The sequence below is a fragment of the Geodermatophilus sp. SYSU D00705 genome (genome assembly GCF_054050135.1).
In genome coordinates this window covers 194,432-219,317 of sequence record NZ_JBJGYT010000004.1, presented here as the reverse complement: position 1 = coordinate 219,317, position 24,886 = coordinate 194,432, and the positions used below count along the sequence as shown (strand labels likewise).

Here is a 24,886-nt window from a genome sequence, read left to right as displayed (position 1 = left end):
GGCCAGTCTAGGGCTGGGAGCTGGCAGTCCCCCGTGAGGCGAGGCCCGTGCCGGAGGTGACGCAGGTCGCCGCAGGGACGGCTCCGGGACACGCCGCGGCGGTCAGTACGCTCGTGCGGTGACACCGGAGCAGTTGCGCGACGTCGTCCGGACCGCCGTGGCCGCCGCCGTCGAGCGCGGCGCGCTGTCGGTCGAGGTCCCCGCCGACGTCCTCGTCGAGCGGCCGAAGAACCCCGAGCACGGCGACTACGCCACCAACGTGGCCCTGCGACTGGCCAAGCCCGCCGGCCGCCCGCCGCGCGAGGTCGCCGAGGTGCTCGCCGGGGAGCTGCGCGCCTCCGCGGGCATCGCGTCGGTCGACATCGCCGGCCCCGGCTTCCTGAACATCACCCTCGCCCAGGGCGCGCTCGGCCGGATCGCCGTCGACGCGGTGCGCGCGGGGGAGGCCTACGGCCGTACCGACGCCCTCGCCGGTCAGCGCCTCGACCTGGAGTTCGTCTCGGCCAACCCGACCGGGCCCGTGCACATCGGCGGCAGCCGGTGGGCGGCGGTCGGCGACGCGATCGGCCGCCTGCTGGAGACCAGCGGCGCCGAGGTGACGCGCGAGTACTACATCAACGACGCCGGCGCGCAGATCGACCGCTTCGCGCGCAGCCTGCTGGCCGCGGCGAGGGGCGAGCCGGTCCCCGAGGACGGCTACGGCGGCACCTACATCGCCGACATCGCCGCGCAGGTGCAGGCGCTCGAGCCCGACGTCCTCGGGCGGGACGACGCCGAGCAGCTGCAGGTCTTCCGCGACCGCGGCGTCGCGCTGATGCTCGACGAGATCCGCCGGTCCATGGAGGACTTCGGGGTCGACTTCGACGTCTGGTTCAGCGAGAAGTCGCTGTACGAGACCAGTGCGGTGGAGAAGGCGCTGGCGCGGCTGCGGGACCAGGGGCACGTCTACGAGGCCGACGGCGCGGTGTGGCTGCGCACCACCGACTTCGGCGACGACAAGGACCGCGTGCTGGTCAAGGCCGACGGCGAGACGACGTACTTCGCCTCCGACTGCGCCTACTACCTGGACAAGCGGGCCCGGGGCTTCGACCGGGTCGTGATCATGCTGGGCGCCGACCACTCCGGGTACGTCGGCCGCTACAAGGCCCTGGTGGCCGCCGCCGGGGACGACCCCGACACCCACCTCGAGATCCTCATCGGCCAGCTGGTCAACCTGCTGCAGGGCGGCGAGCCGGTGCGCATGAGCAAGCGCGCCGGCACGATCGTGCTGCTGTCGGACCTGGTCGACGCGATCGGTGTGGACGCCGCCCGGTACGCCCTGGCCCGGGCCTCGGTCGACCAGCAGATCGACATCGACGTCGACCTGTGGAGCCGGCAGACCAACGACAACCCGGTCTTCTACGTGCAGTACGCGCACGCCCGCATCTCCTCGGTGCTGCGCAACGCCGCCGACCTCGGCCTGGTACTCGGTGAGGCCGGGGACGTCGACGCCGCGCAGCTGACCCACGACCGGGAGAACGACCTGCTCCGGGCGATCGGGGAGTTCCCGCGGGTGCTGACCTCGGCCGCCGAGCTGCGCGCGCCGCACCGGGTGGCGCGCTACCTCGAGGAGCTGGCCGGCACCTACCACCGGTTCTACGACAACTGCCGGGTGCTGCCGCGCGGCGACGAGGAGCCGACGCCCCTGACCACCGCCCGGCTGTGGCTGTGCTCCGCGACCGCCGTCGTCCTGCGCAACGGCCTCGGCGTCCTCGGCGTGACCGCCCCGGAGCGGATGTGAGGGCGCACCCCGCCGGCCCGCTGCACGGCGGGCTGACCCCGCCGTCGGCGGCCGGCGCACCGCCGGAGGACCTCGGCGCGCTCGCGCCGGCGGTGTGGCCGCGCTCCGCGACCCGCGTCGACGGCGAGCTGCACCTGGGCGGCCGGCCGGTCACCGAGCTGGCCCGCGCGCACGGCACGCCGCTGTTCGTCCTCGACGAGGGCGACTTCCGGGGCCGGGCGGCCGACTTCGCCGCGGCCTTCGACGGCGCCGACGTCCACTACGCCTCCAAGGCGTTCCTCTGCGGCCAGGTGGCCCGCTGGATCGCCGCGGACGGCCTGCACCTGGACGCCTGCTCCGGCAACGAGCTGGCCCTCGCCCTGGCCGCCGGGTTCCCGGCCGAGCGGATCGCGCTGCACGGCAACAACAAGTCCGTCGTCGAGCTGCAGTTGGCCGTCGACTCCGGCATCGGGCACGTCGTCCTCGACTCCTTCGACGAGATCGAGCGGCTGGTCCCGCTCGCGGCCGCGCGCGTGGCCGCCGGCGGCGCGCCGGTGCCGGTGCTCATCCGGTCCACCGTCGGCATCGAGGCGCACACCCACGAGTTCATCGCCACCGCGCACGAGGACCAGAAGTTCGGTTTCTCGCTGGCCACCGGCGACGCGCTGACCGCCGCCGTGCGGGTGATCCGCGAACCCGCGCTGCGGCTGACCGGCCTGCACAGCCACATCGGCTCGCAGATCTTCGACACCGCCGGCTTCGAGGCCGCGGCGCACCGCGTCGTCGGGCTGATGGGGCAGGTGCACCAGGCCACCGGGCACGTCCTCGAGGAGCTCAACCTCGGCGGCGGCTTCGGGATCGCCTACCTCGCCGAGGACGACCCGGTCAGCCCCGCCGACGTCGCGCGGCGGCTGCGCGCCGTGGTCGAGGCCGAGTGCGCCATGGCCGGGCTGCCCGTGCCGCGGCTGGCCGTCGAGCCAGGCCGGGCCATCGCGGGGCCGGGCACGGTCACCCTCTACGAGATCGGCACCATCAAGCCCGTGCGGCTGGGCGCCAGCGGCACCCCGGGCGCGCCGCTGGTGCGCAACTACGTCTCCGTCGACGGCGGGATGAGCGACAACATCCGCACCGCCCTCTACGACGCCGCCTACACCTGCGTGCTCGCCAACCGCGTCTCCACCGCCCCGCCCGCGCTGTGCCGGGTGGTGGGCAAGCACTGCGAGAGCGGCGACGTCCTGGTCCGCGACCTGTGGCTGCCCTCGGACGTGCAGCCCGGCGACCTGCTGGCCGTCGCCGCCACCGGCGCGTACTGCTGGTCGATGGCCAGCAACTACAACTACCTGCTCAAGCCCCCGGTGGTCGCCGTGCGGGACGGCGTCGCCACGGAGGTGGTCCGGCGTCAGACACTGTCGGACGTGTTCGCCCTCGACGCCGTCCTCGCCGACGTGCCCGCGCCCTCGCCGGCGATCGACCAGCCCGCGCCCGAGCACCCGGCGGGGGTGACCTCGTGACCACCACGCCCCTGCGGGTCGCCCTCCTCGGCTGCGGCACCGTCGGCAGCGCCGTGCTCCGCCGGCTGGAGGACCAGGCCGAGGACCTCGCCGCCCGCATCGGCCGGCCGGTCGAGGTCGCCGGGGTCGCCGTGCGCCGTCCCGACCGGCACCCCGACGTCCCGGCGCACCTGCTCACCACCGACGGGCACGGGCTGGTGACCCGGCCCGACGTCGACCTCGTCGTCGAGGTGATCGGCGGCATCGAGCCGGTGCGTTCCCTGCTGCTGGCCGCCTTCGAGGCGGGCAAGTCGGTGGTCAGCGCCAACAAGGCGCTGCTCGCCGACGACGGCGTCGAGCTGCACGCCGCCGCCGCCAAGGCCGGCGTCGACCTCTACTACGAGGCCGCGGTGGCCGGCGCGATCCCGCTGCTGCGCCCGCTGCGCGAGTCCCTGGCCGGTGACCAGCTGCGCCGCGTGGTCGGCATCGTCAACGGGACGACGAACTACATCCTGTCCCGCATGGCCGAGACCGGGCACGGCTTCACCGAGGCGCTGGCCGAGGCGACCGAGCTCGGCTACGCCGAGGCCGACCCCACCGCCGACGTCGACGGGTTCGACGCCGCCGCGAAGGCCGCCATCCTCGCCTCGCTGGCCTTCCACACCGAGGTCACCGCCGCCGACGTCCACCGCGAGGGGATCTCCACGGTCACCGCGACCGACGTCGCCCGCGCCGCGGAGATCGGCTGCACGGTGAAGCTGCTGGCCATCTGCGAGCGGGTGCCGGGGGACGGCGGCGACTCGGTCGCCGTCCGCGTGCACCCGGCGATGATCCCGACGACGCACCCGCTGGCCGCCGTCGGCGGGGCGTTCAACGCCGTGTTCGTGGAGGCCGAGGCCGCCGGCCAGCTGATGTTCTACGGCCAGGGGGCCGGCGGCGACGCCACCGCCAGCGCCGTCCTCGGCGACCTGGTGGCCGTCGCGCGCAACCGCGTCGCCGGCGTGGCCGGGCCCGGGGTGACCACCTACGCGGGCCTGCCCGCGCGGCCGATCGCCGAGACCCCGACCCGCTACCACGTCAGCCTCGACGTCGCGGACAAGCCCGGCGTGCTCGCGACGGTGGCGCAGGAGTTCGCCCGCCACGGCGTCAGCATCGCCACCGTCCGCCAGGACGGGCACGGCGACGCCGCCACGCTGGTCATCGTCACCCACAGCGCCCCGGACGCCGCACTGTCGGCGACGGTGACCGCGCTGCGGGAGATGCCCGCGGTCCGCGGCGTGACCAGCATCCTGCGTGTGGAGGGACTCTCATGACGACCCAGCTGCCCGTCCGGGGCACCGTGTCGCCGCTGTGGCCGGGCCTGATCGAGGCCTACCGCTCGCGGCTGCCGGTCAGCGACACCACCCCGGTCGTGACGCTGCAGGAGGGCGCGACCCCGCTGGTCCCGGCGCAGGAGCTGTCCCGGCGCACCGGCTGCGAGGTCTTCCTCAAGGTCGAGGGCGCCAACCCGACCGGGTCGTTCAAGGACCGCGGGATGACGATGGCCATCACCAAGGCCGTCGAGGAGGGCTCGCAGGCGGTCATCTGCGCCTCCACCGGCAACACCAGCGCCAGCGCCGCCGCCTACGCCGCCCGCGCCGGGCTGGTCTGCGCCGTCCTCGTGCCCCAGGGCAAGATCGCGCTCGGCAAGCTGGCCCAGGCTCTCGTGCACGGCGCCAAACTGCTGCAGGTCGACGGCAACTTCGACGACTGCCTGGCGCTGGCCAGCAAGCTGGCGATCGACTACCCCGTCAGCCTGGTCAACAGCGTCAACCAGCACCGCATCGAGGGGCAGAAGACCGCCTCGTTCGAGATCGTCGACGTGCTCGGCGACGCCCCGGACATCCACTGCCTGCCGGTCGGCAACGCCGGCAACATCACCGCCTACTGGCAGGGCTACCGGGAGTACGCCGACGACGGCACCGCCACGAAGCGGCCCCGGATGTGGGGCTTCCAGGCCGCCGGCGCGGCGCCGATCGTCACCGGCCGGGTCGTCGAGCACCCGCAGACCATCGCCACCGCCATCCGCATCGGGAACCCGGCGTCGTGGACCAAGGCCCTGGCCGCCCGTGACGACTCCGGCGGGCTCATCGACAGCGTCACCGACCGAGAGATCCTCGCCGCCTACCGGCTGCTGGCCCGCACCGAGGCCGTCTTCGTCGAGCCGGCGTCGGCCGCGTCGGTCGCCGGGCTGCTCAAGGTGGCGCAGGCCGGCGGGCTGGAGCCCGGCCAGCGGGTGGTCTGCACGGTGACCGGCAACGGCCTCAAGGACCCGGAGTGGGCCATCTCCGGTGCCCCGGCGCCGGTGACCGTCCCGGTCGACGCGGCCGTCGCGGCGGCGCAGCTGGGCCTGTGAGCGCACCGGCCGACGCCTCGGTGCGGGTGCGCGTCCCCGCGACCAGCGCCAACCTGGGCCCGGCGTTCGACTGCGCCGGCCTGGCGCTGGCGCGCCACGACGTCCTCGACTTCACCTGCACCGCGGGCGGGCTGGAGGTCGTCATGACCGGCGAGGGTGCGCACAGCCTGCCCGCCGACGAGTCGCACCTCGTCGTCCGGGCGTTCCGCGCGGCCTGCGAGCGGCTCGGCTGGCGGCCCGCGGGTCTGCGCGTGGTCGCGGAGAACACCATCCCGCAGGGCCGGGGGATGGGGTCCTCGGCGGCCGCCGTCGTCGCCGGCATCGTCGGGGCCTGGGCGCTGTGCCCGGACGCCGAGTCGGTCGACCTCGCCGCAGCCCTCGACCTGGCCACCGAGATGGAGGGCCACCCCGACAACGTCGCGCCGTGCCTGCTGGGCGGGGCGACGCTGTCGTGGACGACGCCCAGCGGGGCGCGGGCCGAGCGGCTGGCGGTGCACGCCGACGTCGTGCCCGTCGTCCTCGTGCCGCAGGTGACGCTCTCGACGCACGTGGCCCGCAGCCTCCTGCCCGAGCTCGTGCCGCACGGGGACGCGGTGTTCAACGCCTCCCGGGCGGCCCTGCTCACCCACGCGCTGACCACCGCGCCGCACCTGCTGCTCGACGCGACCGACGACCGCCTGCACCAGCGCCAGCGCGCCGCGGCCATGCCCGACACCCTCACGCTGCTGGAGCGGCTGCGCTCCGCCGGGCACGCGGCCGTCGTCTCCGGCGCCGGGCCCAGCGTCTGCGTGCTGGCCCGCCGCGCCCCCGGTGAGACGGCGGAGGAGCCGGTCGCCGTGCGGGAGGTGGCCGATCTCACCCCATCGGGGTGGTCGGTGCTGCCGTTGGACGTCGACGCAGGTGGCGCCGCCGTCCTGGACCGGCCCGTTCAGGTATCGTCTCGGTAACGAGGAACACACCGGTACTCACCAGTGTTGTCGTGTCCGTGAGCGCGGTTTAGGCTCACGGCGTAGCCGCCCTCAGGGGCGAGCCTCGCGCGGGGCGTTGCAGACGAAATCCATTCCGTCGCCGCAGATTCCGCCTCGCACCTCATCGATCCCGTTCTCCGTGCTGTCCCGCTCCCGGGCCGGACCGAGGGGGAACCGGGTCACCCCCTGCGCTGGTAGGCGCAGGTCTCCGCAGGGAAGGACCTGTACGTGAGCGAGACCACCGACCTCGTCGCCGCGCCCCAGGGTGCCGGGACCGACGAGGCATCTGCCGCTTCTGGGACGGCGGGCCGGACCCGTCGCCGCGGCAGCGGGCTGTCCGGCATGCTGCTGCCCGAGTTGCAGCGGCTGGCGGCCGAGCTCGGCATCTCCGGCACCGGCCGGATGCGCAAGGGCGACCTGGTCGCCGCCATCTCCGCCCGCCAGGTCGGCGGCGAGGGCAGCGGCCCCGCCGCGTCGGCCGAGGGCCGGACCACCGGCATCCCCACGGCCCGCGGCACCGAGCGCGCCGCGTCCCCCGAGAGCAGGGCCACCGAGAGCCCCCAGGGCGCCGACGCCGCCCGCGGCGTCGCCGCCACGGCCGCGCCGCTCGAGGCGCCGGTCAGCGGCGGGGCCAACAGCGGTCCGGTGACCGCGCCGGCCGACACCCCGGCCGAGCCCGCCCCGCGGCGGCGTCGCGCGGCCAGCCGGCCCGCGGGTGCCCCCGCGGTCGACGCCGCGGCCCCGGCCACGGAGGCCTCGGCGACCGAGGCCCCGGCGACCGAGGCCCCGGCCCCGGCGGTCGAGCCGCGCGCCGAGGCGCCGGCTGCCGAGACGGCTGCTCCCGCCCCCGAGCGGACCGACGGCGAGCGCGCCGACGGGGACCGTCCGCAGCGCAACCGCGACCGCGGCGAGCGCGGCAACCGCAACCGCGGCGACCGCGACGGCGGCAACCGCGAGGGCGGCGACCGTGCCGAGCGCGGCAACCGCGAGAACCGCGACGGCAACCGCGAGGGCGGCGAGCGTGCCGAGCGCGGCAACCGCGAGAACCGCGACGGCAACCGTGGCCCCGACCGCGCCGAGCGCAACGACCGGGGCGGCCGGCCGGACAACCGCAACGACAACCGCGGCCGTGCCGACGACCGCAACGACGAGGACGACGACGACTTCGAGGGCGGCCGCGGCCGCCGCGGGCGTCGCTACCGGGACCGCAACCGCCGCGGCGCCAACGGCCGCGAGCGTTTCGACCAGGGCGAGCCCACCGTCAGCGAGGACGACGTCCTGCTGCCGGTCGCCGGCATCCTCGACGTCCTCGACAACTACGCCTTCGTCCGGACGTCGGGCTACCTGACCGGCCCGAACGACGTCTACGTGTCGCTGTCGCAGGTGCGCCGCTACGGCCTGCGCCGCGGTGACGCCATCACCGGCGCCGTCCGCCAGCCGCGCGAGGGCGAGCGCAAGGACAAGTACAACGCGCTGGTCCGGCTGGACACCGTCAACGGCCTGGAGCCCGAGCAGGCCCGGCAGCGTCCGGAGTTCACCAAGCTGACCCCGCTCTACCCGCAGGAGCGCCTGCGGCTGGAGACCGAGCCGCACCAGCTGACCACCCGGGTCATCGACCTGGTCATGCCGATCGGCAAGGGGCAGCGCGCGCTGATCGTCAGCCCGCCGAAGGCGGGCAAGACCATGGTGCTGCAGTCGCTCGCGAACGCGATCACGACGAACAACCCCGAGTGCCACCTCATGGTCGTCCTCGTCGACGAGCGGCCCGAGGAGGTCACCGACATGCAGCGCTCGGTGAAGGGCGAGGTCATCGCCTCGACCTTCGACCGGCCGCCGTCGGACCACACCACGGTCGCGGAGCTGTCCATCGAGCGGGCCAAGCGCCTGGTCGAGATGGGCCACGACGTCGTCGTGCTGCTGGACTCGATCACCCGCCTGGGCCGCGCCTACAACCTGGCGGCCCCCGCCAGCGGGCGCATCCTCTCCGGTGGTGTCGACTCCACGGCGCTCTACCCGCCCAAGCGTTTCCTCGGTGCCGCCCGCAACATCGAGAACGGCGGCTCGCTGACCATCATCGCCTCCGCGCTGGTGGAGACCGGGTCCACGATGGACACGGTCATCTTCGAGGAGTTCAAGGGCACCGGTAACGCGGAGATCAAGCTCGACCGCCGCCTGGCGGACAAGCGGGTCTTCCCGGCCGTCGACGTCAACGCGTCGGGCACGCGCAAGGAGGAGATCCTCATGTCGCCCGACGAGCTGGCCATCGTCATCAAGCTGCGCCGGGTGCTCGCCGCGCTCGAGCCCCAGCAGGCCCTCGAGCTGCTGCTGGACAAGCTCAAGAAGACGCGGAACAACATCGAGTTCCTCATGCAGATCCAGAAGACGACGCTGGGACCCGAGCGCGACTGAACGAGGGCCCCGTCCTCCCACGACGGGGCGGCCGCCGGCGGGGCTCGCGCATCAGGGATACTGAGCGACTGAGCCCCGCTGCGCGGCCGGAATGCCCGGCCGGCCGCCGGCGTTCGACAGACCAGTACGGCACAGACCCCGGAAGAGGCGAGATGAAGCCCGGAATCCACCCCGACTACCACACCACCACGGTGACCTGTGGCTGCGGGAACACCTTCACCACCCGCAGCACGGCGCCCGGCGGCACGCTGACCGTCGAGACCTGCTCCGCCTGCCACCCCTTCTACACGGGCAAGCAGCGGATCCTGGACACCGGTGGCCGCGTCGCCCGCTTCGAGAAGCGGTTCGGCAAGCGCACCGCCGGCAAGTAGCACCCCCGACGGCGCCCGTCCCACCTCGTGTGGGGCGGGCGCCGTCGTCGTGTCCAGCCCCACTCCCGCCGGTCCCCGCGGGGACCGCCCCCTCCCGGAGCCACCCCGTTGAGCAGCCCTCCCGAGACCGCGCCCGACCGTCTGTCCGGTCTGCTCGCCGAGCACGCCGCCCTGGAGATCGAGCTGGCCGATCCCGCCGTCCACGCCGACGCCGGCCGCGCCCGCCGGCTCGGCCGCCGCTACGCCCAGTTGGCGCCCCTGGTCGAGACCAAGCGCGGGCTGGACGCCGCCCGCGAGGACCTCACCGCCGCCCGTGAGCTGGCCGCCGAGGACGCCTCGTTCGCCGCGGAGGCGACGGCGCTGGAGCAGCGGATCGTCGAGCTGGAGGAGCGGCTGCGCGAGCAGCTGCTGCCCAAGGACCCCGACGACGACAAGGACGTCATCCTCGAGATCAAGGCGGGGGAGGGCGGTGCGGAGTCGGCGCTGTTCGCCGGCGACCTGCTGCGCATGTACCTGCGCTACGCCGAGCGCCGCGGCTGGTCGGCCGAGGTCATCGACGCCGTCGACGCCGACCTGGGCGGGTTCAAGGACGTGTCGGTCGCCATCAAGTCCCGCACGGACGACGGGATCTGGTCGCGGCTGAAGTTCGAGGGCGGTGTGCACCGGGTGCAGCGGGTGCCGGTCACCGAGAGCCAGGGCCGCATCCACACCTCCGCGGCCGGCGTCCTCGTGCTGCCCGAGGCCGAGGAGGTCGACGTCACCGTCGACCCGAACGACCTGCGCATCGACGTCTTCCGCTCGTCCGGTCCCGGCGGGCAGAGCGTGAACACCACCGACTCCGCCGTCCGGATCACCCACCTGCCCACCGGCATCGTGGTCAGCTGCCAGAACGAGAAGAGCCAGCTGCAGAACCGCGAGTCGGCGCTGCGCATCCTGCGCTCCCGGCTGCTGGCCGCCGCCCGCGAGGAGGCCGCCGCCGCGGCCAGCGACCAGCGGCGCAGCCAGGTCCGCACCGTCGACCGCAGCGAGCGGGTGCGCACCTACAACTTCCCGGAGAACCGGATCTCCGACCACCGCGTGGGCTTCAAGGCGCACAACCTCGACGCCGTGCTCGACGGCGAGCTCGACCCGGTCATCGACGCGCTGACCCGCGCGCACACCGCCGAGCTGCTGGCGGCCGGCTCCTGAACGCGCGCAGCCTCCTGGCCGACGCCGCCCGCCGGCTGGCCGACGCCGGCGTCGAGTCCCCGCGGGTGGACGCCGAACTGCTGCTGGCCCACGTCGTCGGCGTTCCCCGCACCGGCCTGCTGACCCTCGACGCGGTCCCGGACGACGCGGCGACCCGGTTCGACGGGCTGCTGGACCTGCGCGCCAGCCGGGTGCCGCTGCAGCACCTGACCGGCCGCGCCCCGTTCCGGCACCTGGAGCTCGCCGTCGGTCCGGGGGTGTTCGTCCCGCGGCCGGAGACCGAGCTGCTGGTCGAGTGGGCCCTCGGGCGACTGGCCGGTGTCGTGGAGCCCCTCGTCGTCGACCTCGGCGCCGGCTCGGGCGCCATCGCGCTGTCCATCGCCCACGAGCACCGCACCGCCCGCGTCCTCGCCGTCGAGCGCGACGCCGGCGCCATCGAGTGGACCCGCCACAACGCCGCCGCCCGGGCCGCCGCCGGGGACCCCCCGGTCGAGGTGCTCGGGGGCGACATGACCTCCCCGCAGCTGCTGACCGACCTGGACGGGCGCGTCGACCTCGTCGTCTCCAACCCGCCGTACGTGCCCGACGACGCCCGCGTGCCGCGCGAGGTCGCCGACCACGACCCGCCGCTGGCGCTGTGGGGCGGCCCCGACGGGCTCGACGTCGTCCGCGGCCTGCTGCGCACCGCCGCGCGGCTGCTGCGGCCCGGTGGCCACCTGGGCATCGAGCACGCCGACCAGCAGGGGAGTGCGCTGCCCGCGCTGGTCCGCGCGCAGGGCGGCTTCGACGACGTCGCCGACCACGGCGACCTCGCCGGCCGCCCCCGGTTCACCACCGCCCGCCGCACGGCGGGATGACAGACTGCGGACTCGTGGCCTCACCTTCGACCCCGGCGACCTACGACTGCTCCGACCCCGACGCCCGCACTGCCGGGCTGGACGCCGCCGCGGCGGCGATCGGGCGCGGCGAGCTGGTGCTGCTGCCCACCGACACCGTCTACGGCGTGGCCGCCGACGCGTTCGACCCGTCGGCGGTGATGGCCCTGCTCGCCGCGAAGAACCGGGGGCGCACGATGCCGGTCCCGGTCCTCGTCGGGGAGGCGTCGACCCTGGCCGGCCTGGTGCTCACCGTCCCCGAGGCCGCCCAGAAGCTCGCGGAGGCGTTCTGGCCCGGGGGGCTCACCCTCGTCCTCGAGCACGCGCCGTCCCTGGCCTGGGACCTCGGGGACGCCGAGGGGACCGTCGCCGTCCGCCTGCCCGACGACGAGGTCGCCCGCGACCTGCTGCGCCGCACCGGGCCCCTGGCGGTGTCCAGCGCCAACCGCTCCGGCCGGCCGGCCGCCACCACCGCCGACGAGGCGGTCGCCCAGCTGGGCACCCGCGCGGCCGTGGTCCTCGACGGTGGTCCCCGTGCGGACTCCGCCCCCAGCACGATCGTCGACTGCACCGCCCCCGTGCCCCGCGTGCTCCGCATCGGCGCCGTCCCGCTCGACCGGCTGCGCGAGGTCGTGCCCGACCTGGCCGACTGAGGGAGGACCCGTCCGCCGCGGACGGGCCACGGGGCACGCGGGTGCCGGTGGTGGGCAGGCCGGAGAGATACCGTTGGGCGACCGTCCGTCGCCGAGCCCCGGGAGATCCGCCGCGATGAGCACGACCTCCTGCGGCTCCTCCGCCGGCCGGACGGGCGTCGCCGCTCCCGGACCCGCCTGACCGATGCGCGAGTACGTCGTCGTCCTGCTCACCGCGGGGCTGGTCACCTTCCTGGCCACCCCGGTGGTGCGGATGGCGGCGATCCGGCTGCGGATGATGGCCGCCCCGCGCGAGCGCGACGTGCACGTCATCCCGACCCCGCGCGGGGGAGGGGTCGCCATGTACCTGGGCGTCGCGGCCGCGATCCTGGTCGCCACCCGGCTTCCCGCGCTGCAGAGGACCTTCGAGGACTCCCAGACCGCCGCCGTGCTGGCCGCCGGCGGGCTGATCTGTGCGCTCGGCGTGCTCGACGACAAGTTCGGCCTCGACGCGCTCACGAAGCTCACCGGCCAGATCGCCGCGGCCGGCGTCATGGTGCTGCTCGGCGTGCAGCTGGCGTTCGTGTTCCTGCCGGTCGCCGACATCGGGACGCTGTCGCTGGGCCCCTCCATCGGGGTCCCGCTGACGATCCTGCTGACCGTCCTCACCGTGAACGCGCTGAACTTCATCGACGGCCTCGACGGGCTGGCCGCGGGTGTCTCGGCCGTGGCCGCGCTGGCCTTCTTCGCCTACAGCTACAACCTCGGCCTGGTGGGCTACGACGAGGTGGCCAGCGCCCCGGCCCTCATCACCGCCGTCCTGGCCGGGGCGTGCCTGGGCTTCCTGCCGCACAACTTCAGCCCGGCGCGCATCTTCATGGGCGACTCCGGGTCGATGCTGGTCGGCCTCATGCTGTCGGCGGCCGCGGTCACGGCGACCGGCCGGGTGGACCCGCAGTCGTTCGACTCCGCGGCCAACCTGCTGCCGCTGGCGCTGCCGCTGCTCGTGCCGGTCGCCGTCCTGGCCATCCCGTTCATCGACCTGGTCCTGGCCGTGATCCGCCGCAGCCTGCGGGGCCAGTCGCCGTTCTCGCCGGACAAGATGCACCTGCACCACCGGCTGCTGGCGATCGGCCACTCGCACCGGCGTGCGGTGCTCGTCATGTACTTCTGGGCGGCGCTGCTGTCCTTCGGCGCGGTCGCGCTGTCGATCACCGGGGGCCGGGCCGAGCTGCTCGTCGCGATCGGCGTCCTGCTGGTCGTGGGCGTCGTCGTCGTCCTCAGCCCCCGGGCCCGCCGAGCCGCGCGGGAGGCCCGCGCCGCGGAGCTCGCGGCCCAACGCCGGCGCAGCCGCGCCGACCACCCGACGGCGCGGGCCTCCCGCGCCGCCACCTCGACCACCTCCGGCCGCCCCGACGTGGCCGACGAGCCGTCCCCGCATGCCGCCGGGGCGGGGCAGGGAGTCCGATGACCGGCACCGACCCTCAGCGGGAGGCCCCCTGGGACCTCTCCTTCCTCCGGGTGGGGACGGCGGTCACCGCGGCGCTCACCGTCGTCGCCGCCCCCGTCGCCGGGCTGCTCGGCGGGTGGGACGACGCACTGGCGGTGCTGCTCGGTGCCGCCGTGGTCACCGCCTTCTTCGCGCTGTCCGGGCTGGTCATCGCGTGGGCCGGCCGGCACGGCGACGCCTTCACGCTGCCCGCCGCGATGGGCTCGTTCCTCGTGAAGATCGTGGTCCTGGCCGCGGTCCTGCAGTCGCTGCCGGCCGAGGGCTGGCTCGACCGGCGCACCTTCGCATGGGTCGTCGTCGTGGGCGCGCTGCTGTGGAGCGTCGTCCAGCAGAGGTGGGTCTGGACCCGCCGTCTGTACTACGTCCAGCCCCCCGCGCCACCCACGTCCGGGCGTATCTCCAGTGCACCGGGAGGCGCCCCGACACGCGGCTGATAGTGTCCGGGCCGATGGCCGAGGACAGCTCCGCTCGCGGGGTCTCTCGGCCCCGACCTGCACCGCCCGCCGAACGTCACCCCAGTGGGGCCGACATCGGCTGGGGGATCACCGGGACCATGCTGTCCGGGATGATCGTGTGGGGCGGGGCCGGGCTGCTGCTCGACCGCTGGCTGGGCACCAACTTCATCGCCCTGATCGGCGTGCTCCTCGGTCTCACGGTGGCCATCTACCTGGTGGTCGTCAAGTACGGCGCCGTGCCCCCGGCCGAGGGGGCCGGGCGCACCGGCTCCACCCGGGGCGGGCGACGCAGCCCACCCAGGACGCAGAAGGGACAACGGTGACCTCCAGCGCCCTCGCGCTCGCAGACGTGCTCGCCGCAGCCGAAGGTGGCGAGGACACCGGCTTCCAGGCTCCGAGCATCGAGGAGTTCTACCCGGAGCCGATCGCCTCGTTCTCCCTGCTGGGCATCGACTTCGAGATCACCCGCATCACGATCATCCTCTGGATCGCCACCCTGGCGATCACGGCCCTGCTGGTCGCGGCGGTGCGCAAGCCCTCCATCGTGCCGGGCAAGCTGCAGTACCTCGGCGAGAGCGGCTACTCCCTCGTCCGCGACGGCATGGCCCGCGACGTCATCGGCCCCAAGGGCCTGCCGTTCGCGCCGTTCCTCGCGTCGCTGTTCTTCTTCATCCTCGCGAACAACGCGATGAGCATCATCCCGTTCGCGCAGATCTCCCCGAACTCCAAGTTCGCGATCCCGCTGGTCCTCGCGGTGATCGTCTGGGTGCTCTACAACTGGGTCGGCATCCGTGAGCAGGGCGCGGCCAAGTACTTCAAGGACGCCGCCATCCCGCCGGGTGTGCCGGTCGGCGCGCTGATCCTCGTGACGCCGATCGAACTGCTGCAGGTCTTCGTGATCCGGCCGTTCACCCTCGCCGTCCGACTCTTCGCGAACATGTTCGCCGGCCACATGCTGCTGGTCGTCTTCTCGCTGGGCGCGACCTACCTGCTCTTCGTGGGCAACTTCTCGGTGATCTTCAGCCCGCTCTCGTTCCTCATGGCGATCGTCATGACCTTCTTCGAGGTCCTCGTGATCGTCCTGCAGGCCTACGTCTTCACCATCCTCACGGCGACCTACCTCAACGGCGCCGTCGAGCCTGCCCACTGACCGCTCCACCCCCGCCAGCCGCCCGGGACGACCCGGGCGACCGACACAGGAGGAATCCTCAGCAATGGACGTTCTGGCAGAACTGACCGGCAGCATCGGCTCGGTTGGTTACGGCCTCGCCGCCATCGGCCCCGGCATCGGCGTGGGCATCGTCTGGGCCGCCTACATCCAGGCGACCGCCCGGCAGCCCGAGTCCGCCGGCCTGACCCGGACCTACGCCTTCCTCGGCGCCGCCCTCTCCGAGGCGCTGGCGCTGATCGGCCTGGTCGTCCCCTTCATCTTCGGTCAGTGACCCCGGGCCTCACCGGTTCGGACACCGCTGACGTAGGGACGTGCAGATCATGAGCATCCTGGCTGCGGAATCACACAACCCGCTCCTCCCGCCCGTGGGCGAGATCGTCGTCGGGTTGATCGCCTTCGCGCTCGTCTTCTTCGTGTTCGCGAAGTACGTCGCCCCGCGCTTCGAGCAGGTCTTCCGGGCCCGCCGCGAGGCGATCGAGGGCGGCATCGAGCGGGCCGAGGCCATGCAGGTCGAGGCCAAGACGGCGCTGGAGCAGTACCGGGCGCAGCTGGCCGAGGCCCGCACCGAGGCGGCGCAGATCCGCGACCAGGCGCGCGCCGAGGGCCAGCAGATCCTCGAGGAGCTGCGGGCCCAGGCCCAGCAGGAGTCCGCGCGGATCCTGGCCCGTGGCGAGGAGCAGCTGGCGGCGTCCCGTCAGCAGGTCGTCAACGAGCTGCGTGGCCACATCGGCGCGCTCGCCGTCGACCTGGCCGGCCGCGTGGTCGGGGAGTCCCTGGAGGACGACGCGCGTCGCCGCGGCACCGTCGACCGGTTCCTCGACCAGCTCGACGGCATGGCCGCCGGTTCGCCCGACGGGCGCACCGGCAGCTCGGTGTACGCGCCGGAGGGCAACCGCTGATGGACGCCTCCAGCCGGGCGGCGCTCGCGCAGGTGCGCGAGCGCCTGACCGACCGGACCAGCGGCGCCACCGGGAACGCCCTCGTCGGCCTGGCCGACGAGCTGTTCGCCGTGGCCCGCCTGCTCGACGGTCAGATCGGGCTGCGCCGGGCGCTGTCGGACCCGTCCGGCTCGCCGGCGGAGCGGGCGGGCCTGGCCCGCCGGCTCCTCGGCGGCAAGGTCTCCGAGGCCGCCGTCGACGTGGTGGAGACCGTCGCCCGGCAGCGCTGGTCGCGGCCGCTGGACCTGGTCGAGGCCACCGAGACCGTCGCGACGGAGGCGGCGCTGGACGCGGCCGCCGCGCGGGGCGAGCTGGACGGCGTGGAGGACGAGCTCTTCCGCTTCGGCCGGATCATCGGCGGGGACGCCGAGCTCTCCCGCATCCTCAGCGACCGCTCGGCCCCGGCCGAGGGGAAGAGCGCCCTCGTCGAGCGGCTGCTGGCCGGGCGGGTCAGCCCGATCACCGTCCTGCTGCTGCGCAACCACCTCACCGGCCGCAACGTCGGCAACGCCGCGACGGTCGTCGAGCGGCTCTCCGAGGTGGCCTCCGGCCGTCGTGGCCACTCCGTGGCCCGCGTGACCACCGCCGTCCCGCTCACCGTCGCGCAGGAGCGCCGACTGACCGACGTGCTCAGCCGCCTCTACGGCCGGGCGATGGGGCTGCAGGTGACCGTGGACCCCGCCGTCCTCGGTGGCCTGGTGGTCCGGGTCGGTGACGAGGTCATCGACGGCAGCATCACCCACCGCCTCGAGGCCGCCGGCCGACGGCTGGTCGGCTGACCGGCGTCGTCACTCCGCAGCCCCCAGTCCAGCAGACAGACACCACCCCAGCAGGGAAGAGGACGCAGACCATGGCCGAGCTGACGATCTCCGCAGACGAGATCCGCAGTGCCATCCAGACTTACGTCACCGACTACACCCCGGACGTGTCCCGGGAAGAGGTCGGGATCGTCACCGAGGCCGGCGACGGCATCGCCCGGGTCGAGGGCCTGCCCTCGGTCATGACCAACGAGCTGCTCGAGTTCGAGAGCGGCGTCCGCGGCCTGGCCCTGAACCTCGACGTGCGCGAGGTCGGCGTGGTCGTGCTCGGCGACTACGCCGGCATCGAGGAGGGCCAGCAGGTCCGCCGCACCGGCGAGGTGCTCTCGGTGCCGGTCGGCGACGGCTACCTCGGTCGCGTCGTCGACCCGCTGGGCAACCCGATCGACGGCGCCGGCCCGATCGCCACCACCGGCCGTCGCGCCCTCGAGCTCCAGGCCCCCACCGTGGTGCAGCGGCAGTCGGTGCACGAGCCGATGCAGACCGGCATCAAGGCCATCGACGCCATGACGCCGATCGGCCGCGGCCAGCGGCAGCTGGTCATCGGTGACCGCCAGACCGGAAAGACGGCGATCGTCACCGACACGATCATCAACCAGAAGCAGGCCTGGGCCACCGGCGACCCGAAGCAGCAGGTCCGCTGCATCTACGTCGCGGTCGGCCAGAAGGGCTCCACGATCGCCGCCATCCGCGCCGCCCTCGAGGAGGCCGGCGCGATGGAGTACACGACCATCGTCGCCGCGCCGGCGTCGGAGGCCGCGGGCTTCAAGTACATCGCCCCCTACACCGGCTCGGCCATCGGCCAGCACTGGATGTACGAGGGCAAGCACGTCCTGATCGTCTTCGACGACCTGTCCAAGCAGGCCGAGGCCTACCGCGCGGTGTCCCTCCTGCTGCGCCGTCCGCCGGGCCGCGAGGCCTACCCCGGCGACGTCTTCTACTTGCACTCCCGGCTGCTCGAGCGCTGCGCCAAGCTCTCCGACGAGCTCGGTGCCGGCTCGATGACCGGCCTGCCGCTGATCGAGACCAAGGGCAACGACGTGTCGGCGTACATCCCGACCAACGTCATCTCGATCACCGACGGGCAGATCTTCCTCGAGACGGGTCTGTTCAACTCCGGCGTCCGCCCGGCCATCAACGTCGGCATCTCGGTGTCCCGCGTCGGTGGCTCGGCGCAGATCAAGGCGATGAAGTCCGTCGCCGGCCGCCTGCGGCTGGACCTGGCCCAGTACCGCGAGCTCGAGGCCTTCGCCTCGTTCTCCTCGGACCTCGACGCCTCCAGCCGGGCCACCCTGGACCGCGGTCAGCGTCTGGTCGAGCTGCTCAAGCAGGGCCAGTACCAGCCCTACCCCGTCGAGCGCGAGGTCGTCTCCATCTGGCTGGGCACCACCGGCAAGCTGGACAAGGTCCCGGTGCCGGAGGTCCGCCGCTTCGAGTCCGAGTTCCTCGACTTCATCGGTCGCGGTGACAACGGCATCTACGACGAGATCCGCCAGACCAAGGCGCTGGGCGACGACGCGGTCCGCAGCCTGGAGGCCGCGGTCGAGGAGTTCTACCGGCAGTTCCAGACCTCCGACGGCGGCACCCTGCACATCAACGAGCCCGAGGCCGAGGCGATGGACGCGTCCGAGCGCGGCCAGGAGCGCGTCCAGGTCAAGCGGGGCAGCTGACCGTGGCCGGCAACCTCCGCGCGCTGCGGCGCCGCATCCGCTCCACGCAGTCGACGAAGAAGATCTTCTCGGCGCAGGAGCTGATCGCCGGTGCCCGCATCGTGCGTGCCCAGGCCCGGGTGGAGGCGTCCAAGCCCTACGCCCGGGAGATCACGCGGGTCCTGTCGGCGCTGGCCTCCTCGGCGTCGCTGGACCACCCGCTGCTCACCGAGCGGCAGAACGCGCGCCGGGCCGCGGTCCTCGTGATCACCTCCGACCGCGGGTTCGCCGGCTCGTACAACGTCAACGTCCTGCGCCGCACCGAGGAGCTGCTGTCGCTGCTCCGCCAGGAGGGCAAGCAGCCGCTGCTGTACGTGGTCGGCCGGAAGGGGGAGACCTACTACTCCTTCCGCAACCGCGAGATGGCCGACACCTTCACCGGTTTCTCCGAGCAGCCGAACTACACCGACGCCCAGCGCGTGGGGGAGGCGCTCATCACCGCCTTCACCGCCGGTGAGGACGACGACGAGACCGGTGCCGGCGCCGACGGCATCCTCGGGGTCGACGAGCTGCACATCGTCTACACCGAGTTCCGCTCGCTGCTCTCCCAGGTCCCGGTCGCCAAGCGGATGGCCCCGCTGGAGGTCGAGGAGGTCGAGGAGTTCGACTACGAGCGGGAAGACCGCGAGCACGGGATCACCGGCGACAGCGGCGTCCCGACCTCGTACGAGTTCGAGCCGTCGGCCGAGGCCCTGCTCGACGCCCTGCTGCCGAAGTACGTGACGACGCGGATCTTCGCGGCGATGCTCGAGTCCGCGGCGTCGGAGTCGGCATCCCGGCGGCGGGCGATGAAGTCGGCGTCGGACAACGCCGAGGAACTGGCGAAGAACCTCTCGCGGCAGGCCAACCAGGCCCGCCAGGCCGAGATCACCCAGGAGATCAGCGAGATCGTCGGCGGCGCCGACGCGCTCGTGTCGGCCGGCGCCGACGACTGACCCCGTCCCCGCCACGGCGGGGACACCCACGACGCGGATCCAACCGAGCCCGAGGGCAGGAGAGCAGTACAGATGACCGTCACCGAGGACCGTCCGACCACCCAGACGACCGGCCGCGTCGTCCGGGTCACCGGCCCGGTCGTCGACGTCGAGTTCCCGCGCGACGCGATGCCCGACCTGTTCAACGCCCTGAAGGTGGAGGTCACCCTCGCCGACCTGGGCAAGACGCTGACCCTCGAGGTCGCCCAGCACCTGGGTGACAACGTGGTCCGCACCATCTCGATGCAGCCGACCGACGGCCTGATCCGCGGCGCCGAGGTCCGGGACACCGGTGCGGCGATCTCGGTGCCCGTCGGCGACGTGACCACCGGCCACGTCTGGAACGCCCTCGGCGAGTGCCTGGACGAGCCGGGCTACGGCCGCGACGCCGACCGCTGGGAGATCCACCGGCACGCGCCGCGGTTCGACCAGCTCGAGGGCCGCACCGAGATGCTGGAGACCGGCATCAAGGTCATCGACCTGCTCACGCCCTACGTGGCCGGCGGGAAGATCGGCCTGTTCGGCGGCGCCGGCGTGGGCAAGACGGTGCTCATCCAGGAGATGATCCGCCGCGTCGCCCAGGAGTTCGGTGGCGTGTCGGTGTTCGCCGGCGTCGGCGAGCGCACCCGTGAGGGCAACGACCTCATCACGGAGATGACCGAGTCCGGCGTCATCAACTCGACCGCGCTGGTCTTCGGCCAGATGGACGAGCCGCCGGGCACCCGCCTGCGGGTCGCGCTGTCGGCCCTGACGATGGCGGAGTACTTCCGCGACGAGAAGAACCAGGACGTCCTGCTCTTCATCGACAACATCTTCCGGTTCACGCAGGCCGGGTCCGAGGTCTCCACGCTGCTCGGCCGCATGCCGTCCGCGGTGGGTTACCAGCCCACCCTGGCCGACGAGATGGGCGAGCTGCAGGAGCGGATCACCTCGACCCGCGGCCACTCGATCACCTCGATGCAGGCGATCTACGTGCCCGCCGACGACATCACCGACCCTGCGCCGCACACCACGTTCGCCCACCTCGACGCGACGACGGTGCTCTCCCGGCCGATCTCGGAGAAGGGCATCTACCCGGCCGTGGACCCGCTGGACTCCACCAGCCGGATCCTCGACCCGCAGTACGTGGGCCAGGAGCACTACACGATCGCCCGTGAGGTGCAGCGGATCCTGCAGCGCTACCAGGAGCTGCAGGACATCATCGCCATCCTCGGCATCGACGAGCTCGGTGAGGAGGACAAGGTCACCGTCAACCGGGCCCGGCGCATCGAGCGGTTCCTCTCGCAGAACATGTTCGTGGCGGAGGCGTTCACCGGTCAGCCGGGGTCCTTCGTCCCGCTGGCGGAGACGCTGCAGGCGTTCAAGGCGCTGACCGAGGGCGAGTACGACCACGTCCCCGAGCAGGCGTTCTTCATGTGCGGTGGCCTCGAGGACCTCGAGCGCAACGCCGACAAGCTCAAGAAGGGCTGAGTTCCGCACCCAGCCCGCCGGAACGGCCGGGTCCCCGCTGGGGGCCCGGCCGTTCCGCGTCCCGGGCCCGGGCGGTGTCGCCGGGACGTGACGAAGAGCCCTGGTGCGCGGGTCTCAAGCGCGGCAGGCTCCGTGCCGATCACCCGAGCAGGGGTCCCGGACGGTCCGGGCGGGGTGCAGGAGACGACAGTGGACGGGACGAGCAGGCCGGACGGCGCCGACTGGAGCTGGCCACCCTCGGCGGCGGTCCCGTACATCGGCGGCCGGCACTTCGTCACCGAGCGGTGGGCGCCGGCGTCCACCGTGCGCCGTCCGTGGGTCCGCGTCGGTCGCTGGACGCTGCTGTACCGCCGCGCCGCCTGACGCCCCGGTCGCGCTGTCACCGCCGGCTCCCGTGCCGGTCGGGTCCCGGCGTGGCCCGAAGGGGTGGTCCCGGGGATCGCCGGGAGGCCCGGGCATCCGGGCCGATAGAGTGGGGCCCGAACCGTCGCCGTGTCCACCCGGACGAGGCGACCCCGCACCGCCCGGCGGTGGACCCCGAGGAGTGTCGTGGCGACCCTGCAGGTCGAGTTGGTGGCCGTCGAGCGGATGATCTGGTCGGGCGAGGCCAGCATGGTCATCGCGCGCACCACGGAGGGCGAGCTGGGTGTCCTGCCCGGCCACGCGCCGCTGCTCGGGGAGCTCGCGCCCGGCGGCGTGGTCCGCATCCGGACCACCGAGGGCCAGGACATGGTCGTGGCCGCGCACGGCGGCTTCCTGTCGGTGACCGACCGGGGCGTGTCCATCCTCGCCGAGACCGCGGAGATCTCCTCCGAGATCGACGTCGAGCGTGCCCGTGAGGCGCTGCGCCGCGCCGAGGGCGCCGGCGACGACCCCGAGGCCCTGGCCGCTGCCCGCCGCGCCCAGTCGCGCCTGCGGGCCGCCGGTCAGGAAGCCTGAGGCCCGGCCGACCGGCACCCCGATGAGCCTGCCGGCAGGATGACCACCGCACTGCTGGTCCTGGCCGGGCTGCTCCTCGTCGTGGTGGTGGTCGCCTTCCTGCTGCGCCGCCGGTTCCTGCTCTCCGGCCTGGGCGCGGTCACCATGTGGCTGCGTCCGGGCGGGTCGTCGCGCTGGTCCGTGGGCGTGGCCTGGTACGGCGGGGACGCGCTGCTCTGGTATCGCGCGCTGTCGCTGTCGGTGCGGCCCCAGCAACGGCTGTGCCGCGCCGAGTTCCTGGTCGAGGGACGCCGCGGCGCCGGCCCCGAGGACGTCGCACTGCCGCCGGACGTCGTCGTCCTCTCCTGCGTCACCGCCGCGGGACGCCGGGAGCTGGCGATGGACCCCTCGACGGTGACCGGCTTCCTCTCCTGGGTGGAGTCCGCCCCGCCCGTCCGCTGAGCGCGGCCCGGGATCAGTGCTCGGGGGTGGACGCTTCCCGCTGGGCGTGGGCGCCACTGTGCGCGCCCGGCTCCCACAGCACGTCGCCGCCGGGGTTGGCCACCCGCGCCAGGATGAACAGCAGATCCGACAGCCGGTTCAGGTAGCGGGCCGTCTCGGCGTTGGTGCGGTCGGCGTCGGCCTCCAGCAGCGCCCACACGCTGCGCTCCGCGCGCCGGGTGACCACCCGGGCCTGGTGCAGCAGCGCGGCCAGCGGCGTGCCGCCGGGGAGGATGAAGCTGGCCAGCTTGGGCAGGGTCTCGTTGTACGTGTCGCAGGCCGCCTCGAGCCGCTCGGTGTAGGCGGCGGTGACCCGCAGCGGCGGGAACTCCGGGTCCGGGGCGATCGGCGTGCACAGGTCGGCGCCCACGTCGAACAGGTCGTTCTGCACGCTGCGCAGCAGGTCGGCCAGCTCCGCGGGGGGCGAGCCGAGTGCCAGGGCGACACCGAGCACGCTGTTGGCCTCGTCGACGTCGGCGTAGGCCACGAGGCGCGCGTCGGTCTTCGCCACGCGGCTCATGTCGCCGAGGTGGGTCTGCCCGGCGTCACCGGTCTTCGTGTAGATGCGGGTCAGCCGAACGGTCATGCCTGCGCAGCCTAGGCGCTGCCGTCGGCGGGTTCCCGGCGCGCCGTAGGGTGGTCGGGTGGAGTGCTTCGAGGTCACCGGCGGCACGGCTCTGCGGGGCCAGGTCCGGGTGACCGGTGCGAAGAACAGTGCCCTCAAGCTCATGGCCGCTGCGCTGCTGGCGTCCGGGCGGACCACCATCGAGGAGGTCCCCGACATCCTCGACGTGGCGATCATGAGCGAGGTGCTGCGGCGCCTGGGCTGCGACGTCACCTACGAGCGCCACCCGCACGGCGGGGGCGGCGGCCGGGTCGTCGTCGACGTGCCGGAGGAGCCGGCCACCGAGACCGACTACGACCTGGTGCGCAAGATGCGCGCCTCGATCAGCGTGCTGGGCCCGCTGGTGGCCCGCTGCGGGTCGGCGAAGGTCGCGCTGCCCGGCGGTGACGCCATCGGCTCCCGCGGGCTGGACATGCACATCTCCGGCCTGGAGCGGCTGGGCGCCACCATCGAGAGCGAGCACGGCTTCCTCGTCGCGACCGCTCCGCGGCTGACCGGCACGAGCATCTGGCTGGACTTCCCCTCGGTCGGGGCCACGGAGAACCTCGTGATGGCCGCCGTCCTCGCCGAGGGCACCACGGTGATCGACAACGCCGCCCGCGAGCCGGAGATCGCCGACCTGTGCGCGATGCTCACCGCGATGGGCGCGGTCATCGACGGCGCCGGCACCTCCACCATCACCGTCGAGGGCGTCTCCACCCTCAAGCCGGTCACCTACACGACCGTGCCCGACCGGATCGTGGCCGGCACCTGGGCGATCGGCGCGGTCATGACCCGCGGGGACGTCGTGATCGAGCGGGCCGTGGCCGACCACCTCACCGTCGCCCTGGACAAGCTCGCCGATGCCGGCGCGCACGTCGAGCCGCTGGACGGCGGGCTGCGCGTGGCGATGGACGGGCGGCCGCGCTGCGTCGACGTCGTCACGCTGCCGTACCCGGGCTTCCCGACCGACCTGCAGCCGATGGCGGTGGCGCTGGCGTCGGTCTCCACCGGCACCGCGCTGATCACCGAGAACGTGTTCGAGGGCCGGTTCATGTTCGTCAACGAGCTGGTGCGGCTGGGCGCCTCGGTGCGCATCGACGGGCACCACGCCGTCGTCCGCGGCCGGGAGCGGCTCTCCAGCGCCCCGGTGCTGGCCACCGACATCCGGGCCGGCGCCGGGCTGGTGCTGGCCGGGCTGGTCTCCGACGGCGTCACCGAGGTCCAGGACGTGCACCACGTCGACCGCGGCTACCCCGACTTCGTCGAGCAGCTGCGTGGGCTCGGCGTCCAGATCGAGCGGGTGCAGCGCCCGGACTGAGAGGGCCCTCGCTCGACCAGGGCTGTCCTCAGCCCGCGGGGAACGAGCTGGCCAGCCGGCGGGCCCGGTCGGCGTCCTCGGGGAAGACGAGCACCTCGGCGCGGTGGGCGGCGGGGAGGCGGATCGTCGAGCGGATCCCGGCGTCGGAGAGGACGGCGCGCAGCGCCAGCGCGGACTCCCGCGTGGACAGGGTGGCGACGAGCGCGAGCAGGCCGTCGTCCGGCGGGGGACGGCGACGGTCGTCGGAGCCGAACGCCCAGCGCAGGAACAGCGCGAGCAGGGCCATGACGGCGAACGCGATCGCCGGACCCACCAGGAAGTGCAGGCTGCTGCCCGCCCCGATCGGCATCGGCGACCTCCTCCCTCGTGCCCTGCGAGTGTGCCACCGGAGCCCTCCGGAGGGGGTCCTG

The 24,886-nt window shown here is 73.7% G+C and carries 26 protein-coding genes; 24 read left to right on the top strand and 2 right to left on the bottom strand.

Annotated features, from left to right (window positions below; genetic code table 11):
* Positions 1–118 precede the first annotated feature (118 nt).
* The 23 genes from argS to ACI78Q_RS05145 all read left to right on the top strand — a co-directional run bounded on the left by argS (position 119) and on the right by ACI78Q_RS05145 (position 22,512).
* Positions 119–1,780: an arginine--tRNA ligase gene (argS, locus tag ACI78Q_RS05255; RefSeq protein ID WP_456922264.1), complete on the top strand. Its 1,662-nt coding sequence runs from the start codon at positions 119–121 to the stop codon at positions 1,778–1,780.
* On the top strand, positions 1,777–3,270 hold the full coding sequence (gene lysA, locus ACI78Q_RS05250; protein ID WP_456922263.1) for a diaminopimelate decarboxylase: 1,494 nt from the start codon (positions 1,777–1,779) through the stop codon (positions 3,268–3,270). Before argS ends, lysA begins: the two co-directional genes overlap by 4 nt.
* The gene (locus tag ACI78Q_RS05245; protein WP_456922262.1) at positions 3,267–4,562 is read left to right on the top strand and encodes a homoserine dehydrogenase; all 1,296 of its coding nucleotides are present in this window, start codon (positions 3,267–3,269) and stop codon (positions 4,560–4,562) included. The genes lysA and ACI78Q_RS05245 overlap by 4 nt, the downstream gene beginning before the upstream one ends.
* Complete coding sequence (gene thrC / locus ACI78Q_RS05240) at positions 4,559–5,644, top strand: threonine synthase (RefSeq protein ID WP_456922261.1); 1,086 nt, start codon at positions 4,559–4,561, stop codon at positions 5,642–5,644. The genes ACI78Q_RS05245 and thrC overlap by 4 nt, the downstream gene beginning before the upstream one ends.
* On the top strand, positions 5,641–6,591 hold the full coding sequence (gene thrB / locus ACI78Q_RS05235) for a homoserine kinase (protein ID WP_456922260.1): 951 nt from the start codon (positions 5,641–5,643) through the stop codon (positions 6,589–6,591). The genes thrC and thrB overlap by 4 nt, the downstream gene beginning before the upstream one ends.
* Before the next feature lie 249 nt (positions 6,592–6,840).
* A complete protein-coding gene (gene rho, locus ACI78Q_RS05230) occupies positions 6,841–9,021 on the top strand; it encodes a transcription termination factor Rho (protein WP_456922259.1) in 2,181 nt (726 codons plus the stop codon).
* Between the two features lie 152 nt (positions 9,022–9,173).
* Positions 9,174–9,392 carry a 50S ribosomal protein L31 gene (rpmE, locus tag ACI78Q_RS05225; protein ID WP_456922258.1) on the top strand — a complete coding sequence of 73 codons (219 nt, stop codon included), beginning with the start codon at positions 9,174–9,176 and terminating at the stop codon, positions 9,390–9,392.
* 108 nt (positions 9,393–9,500) lie between these two features.
* Positions 9,501–10,580, top strand: coding sequence for a peptide chain release factor 1 (gene prfA / locus ACI78Q_RS05220; protein ID WP_456922257.1), 1,080 nt, complete (start codon positions 9,501–9,503; stop codon positions 10,578–10,580).
* Positions 10,577–11,437, top strand: a complete 861-nt coding sequence (gene prmC / locus ACI78Q_RS05215; protein WP_456922309.1) for a peptide chain release factor N(5)-glutamine methyltransferase — start codon at positions 10,577–10,579, stop codon at positions 11,435–11,437. Before prfA ends, prmC begins: the two co-directional genes overlap by 4 nt.
* A 14-nt stretch (positions 11,438–11,451) precedes the next feature.
* The gene (locus ACI78Q_RS05210; protein WP_456922256.1) at positions 11,452–12,108 is read left to right on the top strand and encodes an L-threonylcarbamoyladenylate synthase; all 657 of its coding nucleotides are present in this window, start codon (positions 11,452–11,454) and stop codon (positions 12,106–12,108) included.
* A gap of 184 nt (positions 12,109–12,292) precedes the next feature.
* Positions 12,293–13,558: a glycosyltransferase family 4 protein gene (locus ACI78Q_RS05205; protein WP_456922255.1), complete on the top strand. Its 1,266-nt coding sequence runs from the start codon at positions 12,293–12,295 to the stop codon at positions 13,556–13,558.
* Complete coding sequence (locus tag ACI78Q_RS05200; RefSeq protein ID WP_456922254.1) at positions 13,555–14,031, top strand: hypothetical protein; 477 nt, start codon at positions 13,555–13,557, stop codon at positions 14,029–14,031. The genes ACI78Q_RS05205 and ACI78Q_RS05200 overlap by 4 nt, the downstream gene beginning before the upstream one ends.
* 119 nt (positions 14,032–14,150) lie before the next feature.
* Positions 14,151–14,375: a hypothetical protein gene (locus ACI78Q_RS05195; RefSeq protein WP_456922253.1), complete on the top strand. Its 225-nt coding sequence runs from the start codon at positions 14,151–14,153 to the stop codon at positions 14,373–14,375.
* The gene (atpB, locus tag ACI78Q_RS05190) at positions 14,372–15,202 is read left to right on the top strand and encodes a F0F1 ATP synthase subunit A (protein ID WP_456922252.1); all 831 of its coding nucleotides are present in this window, start codon (positions 14,372–14,374) and stop codon (positions 15,200–15,202) included. Before ACI78Q_RS05195 ends, atpB begins: the two co-directional genes overlap by 4 nt.
* Positions 15,203–15,266: 64 nt before the next feature.
* Positions 15,267–15,494, top strand: coding sequence for an ATP synthase F0 subunit C (atpE, locus tag ACI78Q_RS05185; RefSeq protein WP_056288464.1), 228 nt, complete (start codon positions 15,267–15,269; stop codon positions 15,492–15,494).
* Positions 15,495–15,543: 49 nt separating this feature from the next.
* A complete protein-coding gene (locus tag ACI78Q_RS05180; RefSeq protein ID WP_456922251.1) occupies positions 15,544–16,122 on the top strand; it encodes a F0F1 ATP synthase subunit B in 579 nt (192 codons plus the stop codon).
* Positions 16,122–16,940: a F0F1 ATP synthase subunit delta gene (locus ACI78Q_RS05175; protein ID WP_456922250.1), complete on the top strand. Its 819-nt coding sequence runs from the start codon at positions 16,122–16,124 to the stop codon at positions 16,938–16,940. The genes ACI78Q_RS05180 and ACI78Q_RS05175 overlap by 1 nt, the downstream gene beginning before the upstream one ends.
* A gap of 71 nt (positions 16,941–17,011) precedes the next feature.
* Positions 17,012–18,649: a F0F1 ATP synthase subunit alpha gene (gene atpA, locus ACI78Q_RS05170; RefSeq protein WP_456922249.1), complete on the top strand. Its 1,638-nt coding sequence runs from the start codon at positions 17,012–17,014 to the stop codon at positions 18,647–18,649.
* Between the two features lie 2 nt (positions 18,650–18,651).
* The gene (locus ACI78Q_RS05165) at positions 18,652–19,623 is read left to right on the top strand and encodes a F0F1 ATP synthase subunit gamma (RefSeq protein ID WP_456922248.1); all 972 of its coding nucleotides are present in this window, start codon (positions 18,652–18,654) and stop codon (positions 19,621–19,623) included.
* Positions 19,624–19,695: 72 nt separating this feature from the next.
* Complete coding sequence (atpD, locus tag ACI78Q_RS05160) at positions 19,696–21,132, top strand: F0F1 ATP synthase subunit beta (protein ID WP_456922247.1); 1,437 nt, start codon at positions 19,696–19,698, stop codon at positions 21,130–21,132.
* A 189-nt stretch (positions 21,133–21,321) separates the two neighbouring features.
* Complete coding sequence (locus tag ACI78Q_RS05155; RefSeq protein WP_456922246.1) at positions 21,322–21,495, top strand: hypothetical protein; 174 nt, start codon at positions 21,322–21,324, stop codon at positions 21,493–21,495.
* A gap of 186 nt (positions 21,496–21,681) precedes the next feature.
* On the top strand, positions 21,682–22,071 hold the full coding sequence (locus ACI78Q_RS05150) for a F0F1 ATP synthase subunit epsilon (RefSeq protein WP_456922245.1): 390 nt from the start codon (positions 21,682–21,684) through the stop codon (positions 22,069–22,071).
* A 39-nt stretch (positions 22,072–22,110) separates the two neighbouring features.
* On the top strand, positions 22,111–22,512 hold the full coding sequence (locus ACI78Q_RS05145) for a DUF2550 domain-containing protein (RefSeq protein ID WP_456922244.1): 402 nt from the start codon (positions 22,111–22,113) through the stop codon (positions 22,510–22,512).
* A 13-nt stretch (positions 22,513–22,525) separates the two neighbouring features.
* Here the strand turns inward: ACI78Q_RS05145 and ACI78Q_RS05140 are convergent, their stop codons facing one another.
* On the bottom strand, positions 22,526–23,137 hold the full coding sequence (locus ACI78Q_RS05140; protein WP_456922243.1) for a cob(I)yrinic acid a,c-diamide adenosyltransferase: 612 nt from the start codon (positions 23,135–23,137) through the stop codon (positions 22,526–22,528).
* A gap of 58 nt (positions 23,138–23,195) precedes the next feature.
* Here ACI78Q_RS05140 and murA point away from each other — a divergent pair, with 58 nt between their 5' ends.
* Complete coding sequence (gene murA / locus ACI78Q_RS05135; protein ID WP_456922242.1) at positions 23,196–24,476, top strand: UDP-N-acetylglucosamine 1-carboxyvinyltransferase; 1,281 nt, start codon at positions 23,196–23,198, stop codon at positions 24,474–24,476.
* 28 nt (positions 24,477–24,504) lie between these two features.
* Here murA and ACI78Q_RS05130 read toward each other — a convergent pair whose 3' ends face one another.
* Complete coding sequence (locus ACI78Q_RS05130) at positions 24,505–24,825, bottom strand: hypothetical protein (RefSeq protein ID WP_456922241.1); 321 nt, start codon at positions 24,823–24,825, stop codon at positions 24,505–24,507.
* Positions 24,826–24,886 lie beyond the last annotated feature (61 nt).

Excerpts from the sequence above, each read along its gene's own strand:
- thrC (WP_456922261.1), top strand. The coding sequence starts at position 4,559 with ATGACGACCCAGCTGCCCGTCCGGGGCACCGTGTCGCCGCTGTGGCCG.
- rpmE (WP_456922258.1), top strand. The coding sequence starts at position 9,174 with ATGAAGCCCGGAATCCACCCCGACTACCACACCACCACGGTGACCTGT.
- ACI78Q_RS05205 (WP_456922255.1), top strand. The coding sequence starts at position 12,293 with ATGCGCGAGTACGTCGTCGTCCTGCTCACCGCGGGGCTGGTCACCTTC.
- ACI78Q_RS05200 (WP_456922254.1), top strand. The coding sequence starts at position 13,555 with ATGACCGGCACCGACCCTCAGCGGGAGGCCCCCTGGGACCTCTCCTTC.
- ACI78Q_RS05195 (WP_456922253.1), top strand. The coding sequence starts at position 14,151 with ATGCTGTCCGGGATGATCGTGTGGGGCGGGGCCGGGCTGCTGCTCGAC.
- atpE (WP_056288464.1), top strand. The coding sequence starts at position 15,267 with ATGGACGTTCTGGCAGAACTGACCGGCAGCATCGGCTCGGTTGGTTAC.
- ACI78Q_RS05180 (WP_456922251.1), top strand. The coding sequence starts at position 15,544 with ATGAGCATCCTGGCTGCGGAATCACACAACCCGCTCCTCCCGCCCGTG.
- ACI78Q_RS05175 (WP_456922250.1), top strand. The coding sequence starts at position 16,122 with ATGGACGCCTCCAGCCGGGCGGCGCTCGCGCAGGTGCGCGAGCGCCTG.
- atpA (WP_456922249.1), top strand. The coding sequence starts at position 17,012 with ATGGCCGAGCTGACGATCTCCGCAGACGAGATCCGCAGTGCCATCCAG.
- atpD (WP_456922247.1), top strand. The coding sequence starts at position 19,696 with ATGACCGTCACCGAGGACCGTCCGACCACCCAGACGACCGGCCGCGTC.
- ACI78Q_RS05145 (WP_456922244.1), top strand. The coding sequence starts at position 22,111 with ATGACCACCGCACTGCTGGTCCTGGCCGGGCTGCTCCTCGTCGTGGTG.
- ACI78Q_RS05140 (WP_456922243.1), bottom strand. The coding sequence starts at position 23,137 with ATGACCGTTCGGCTGACCCGCATCTACACGAAGACCGGTGACGCCGGG.
- ACI78Q_RS05130 (WP_456922241.1), bottom strand. The coding sequence starts at position 24,825 with ATGCCGATCGGGGCGGGCAGCAGCCTGCACTTCCTGGTGGGTCCGGCG.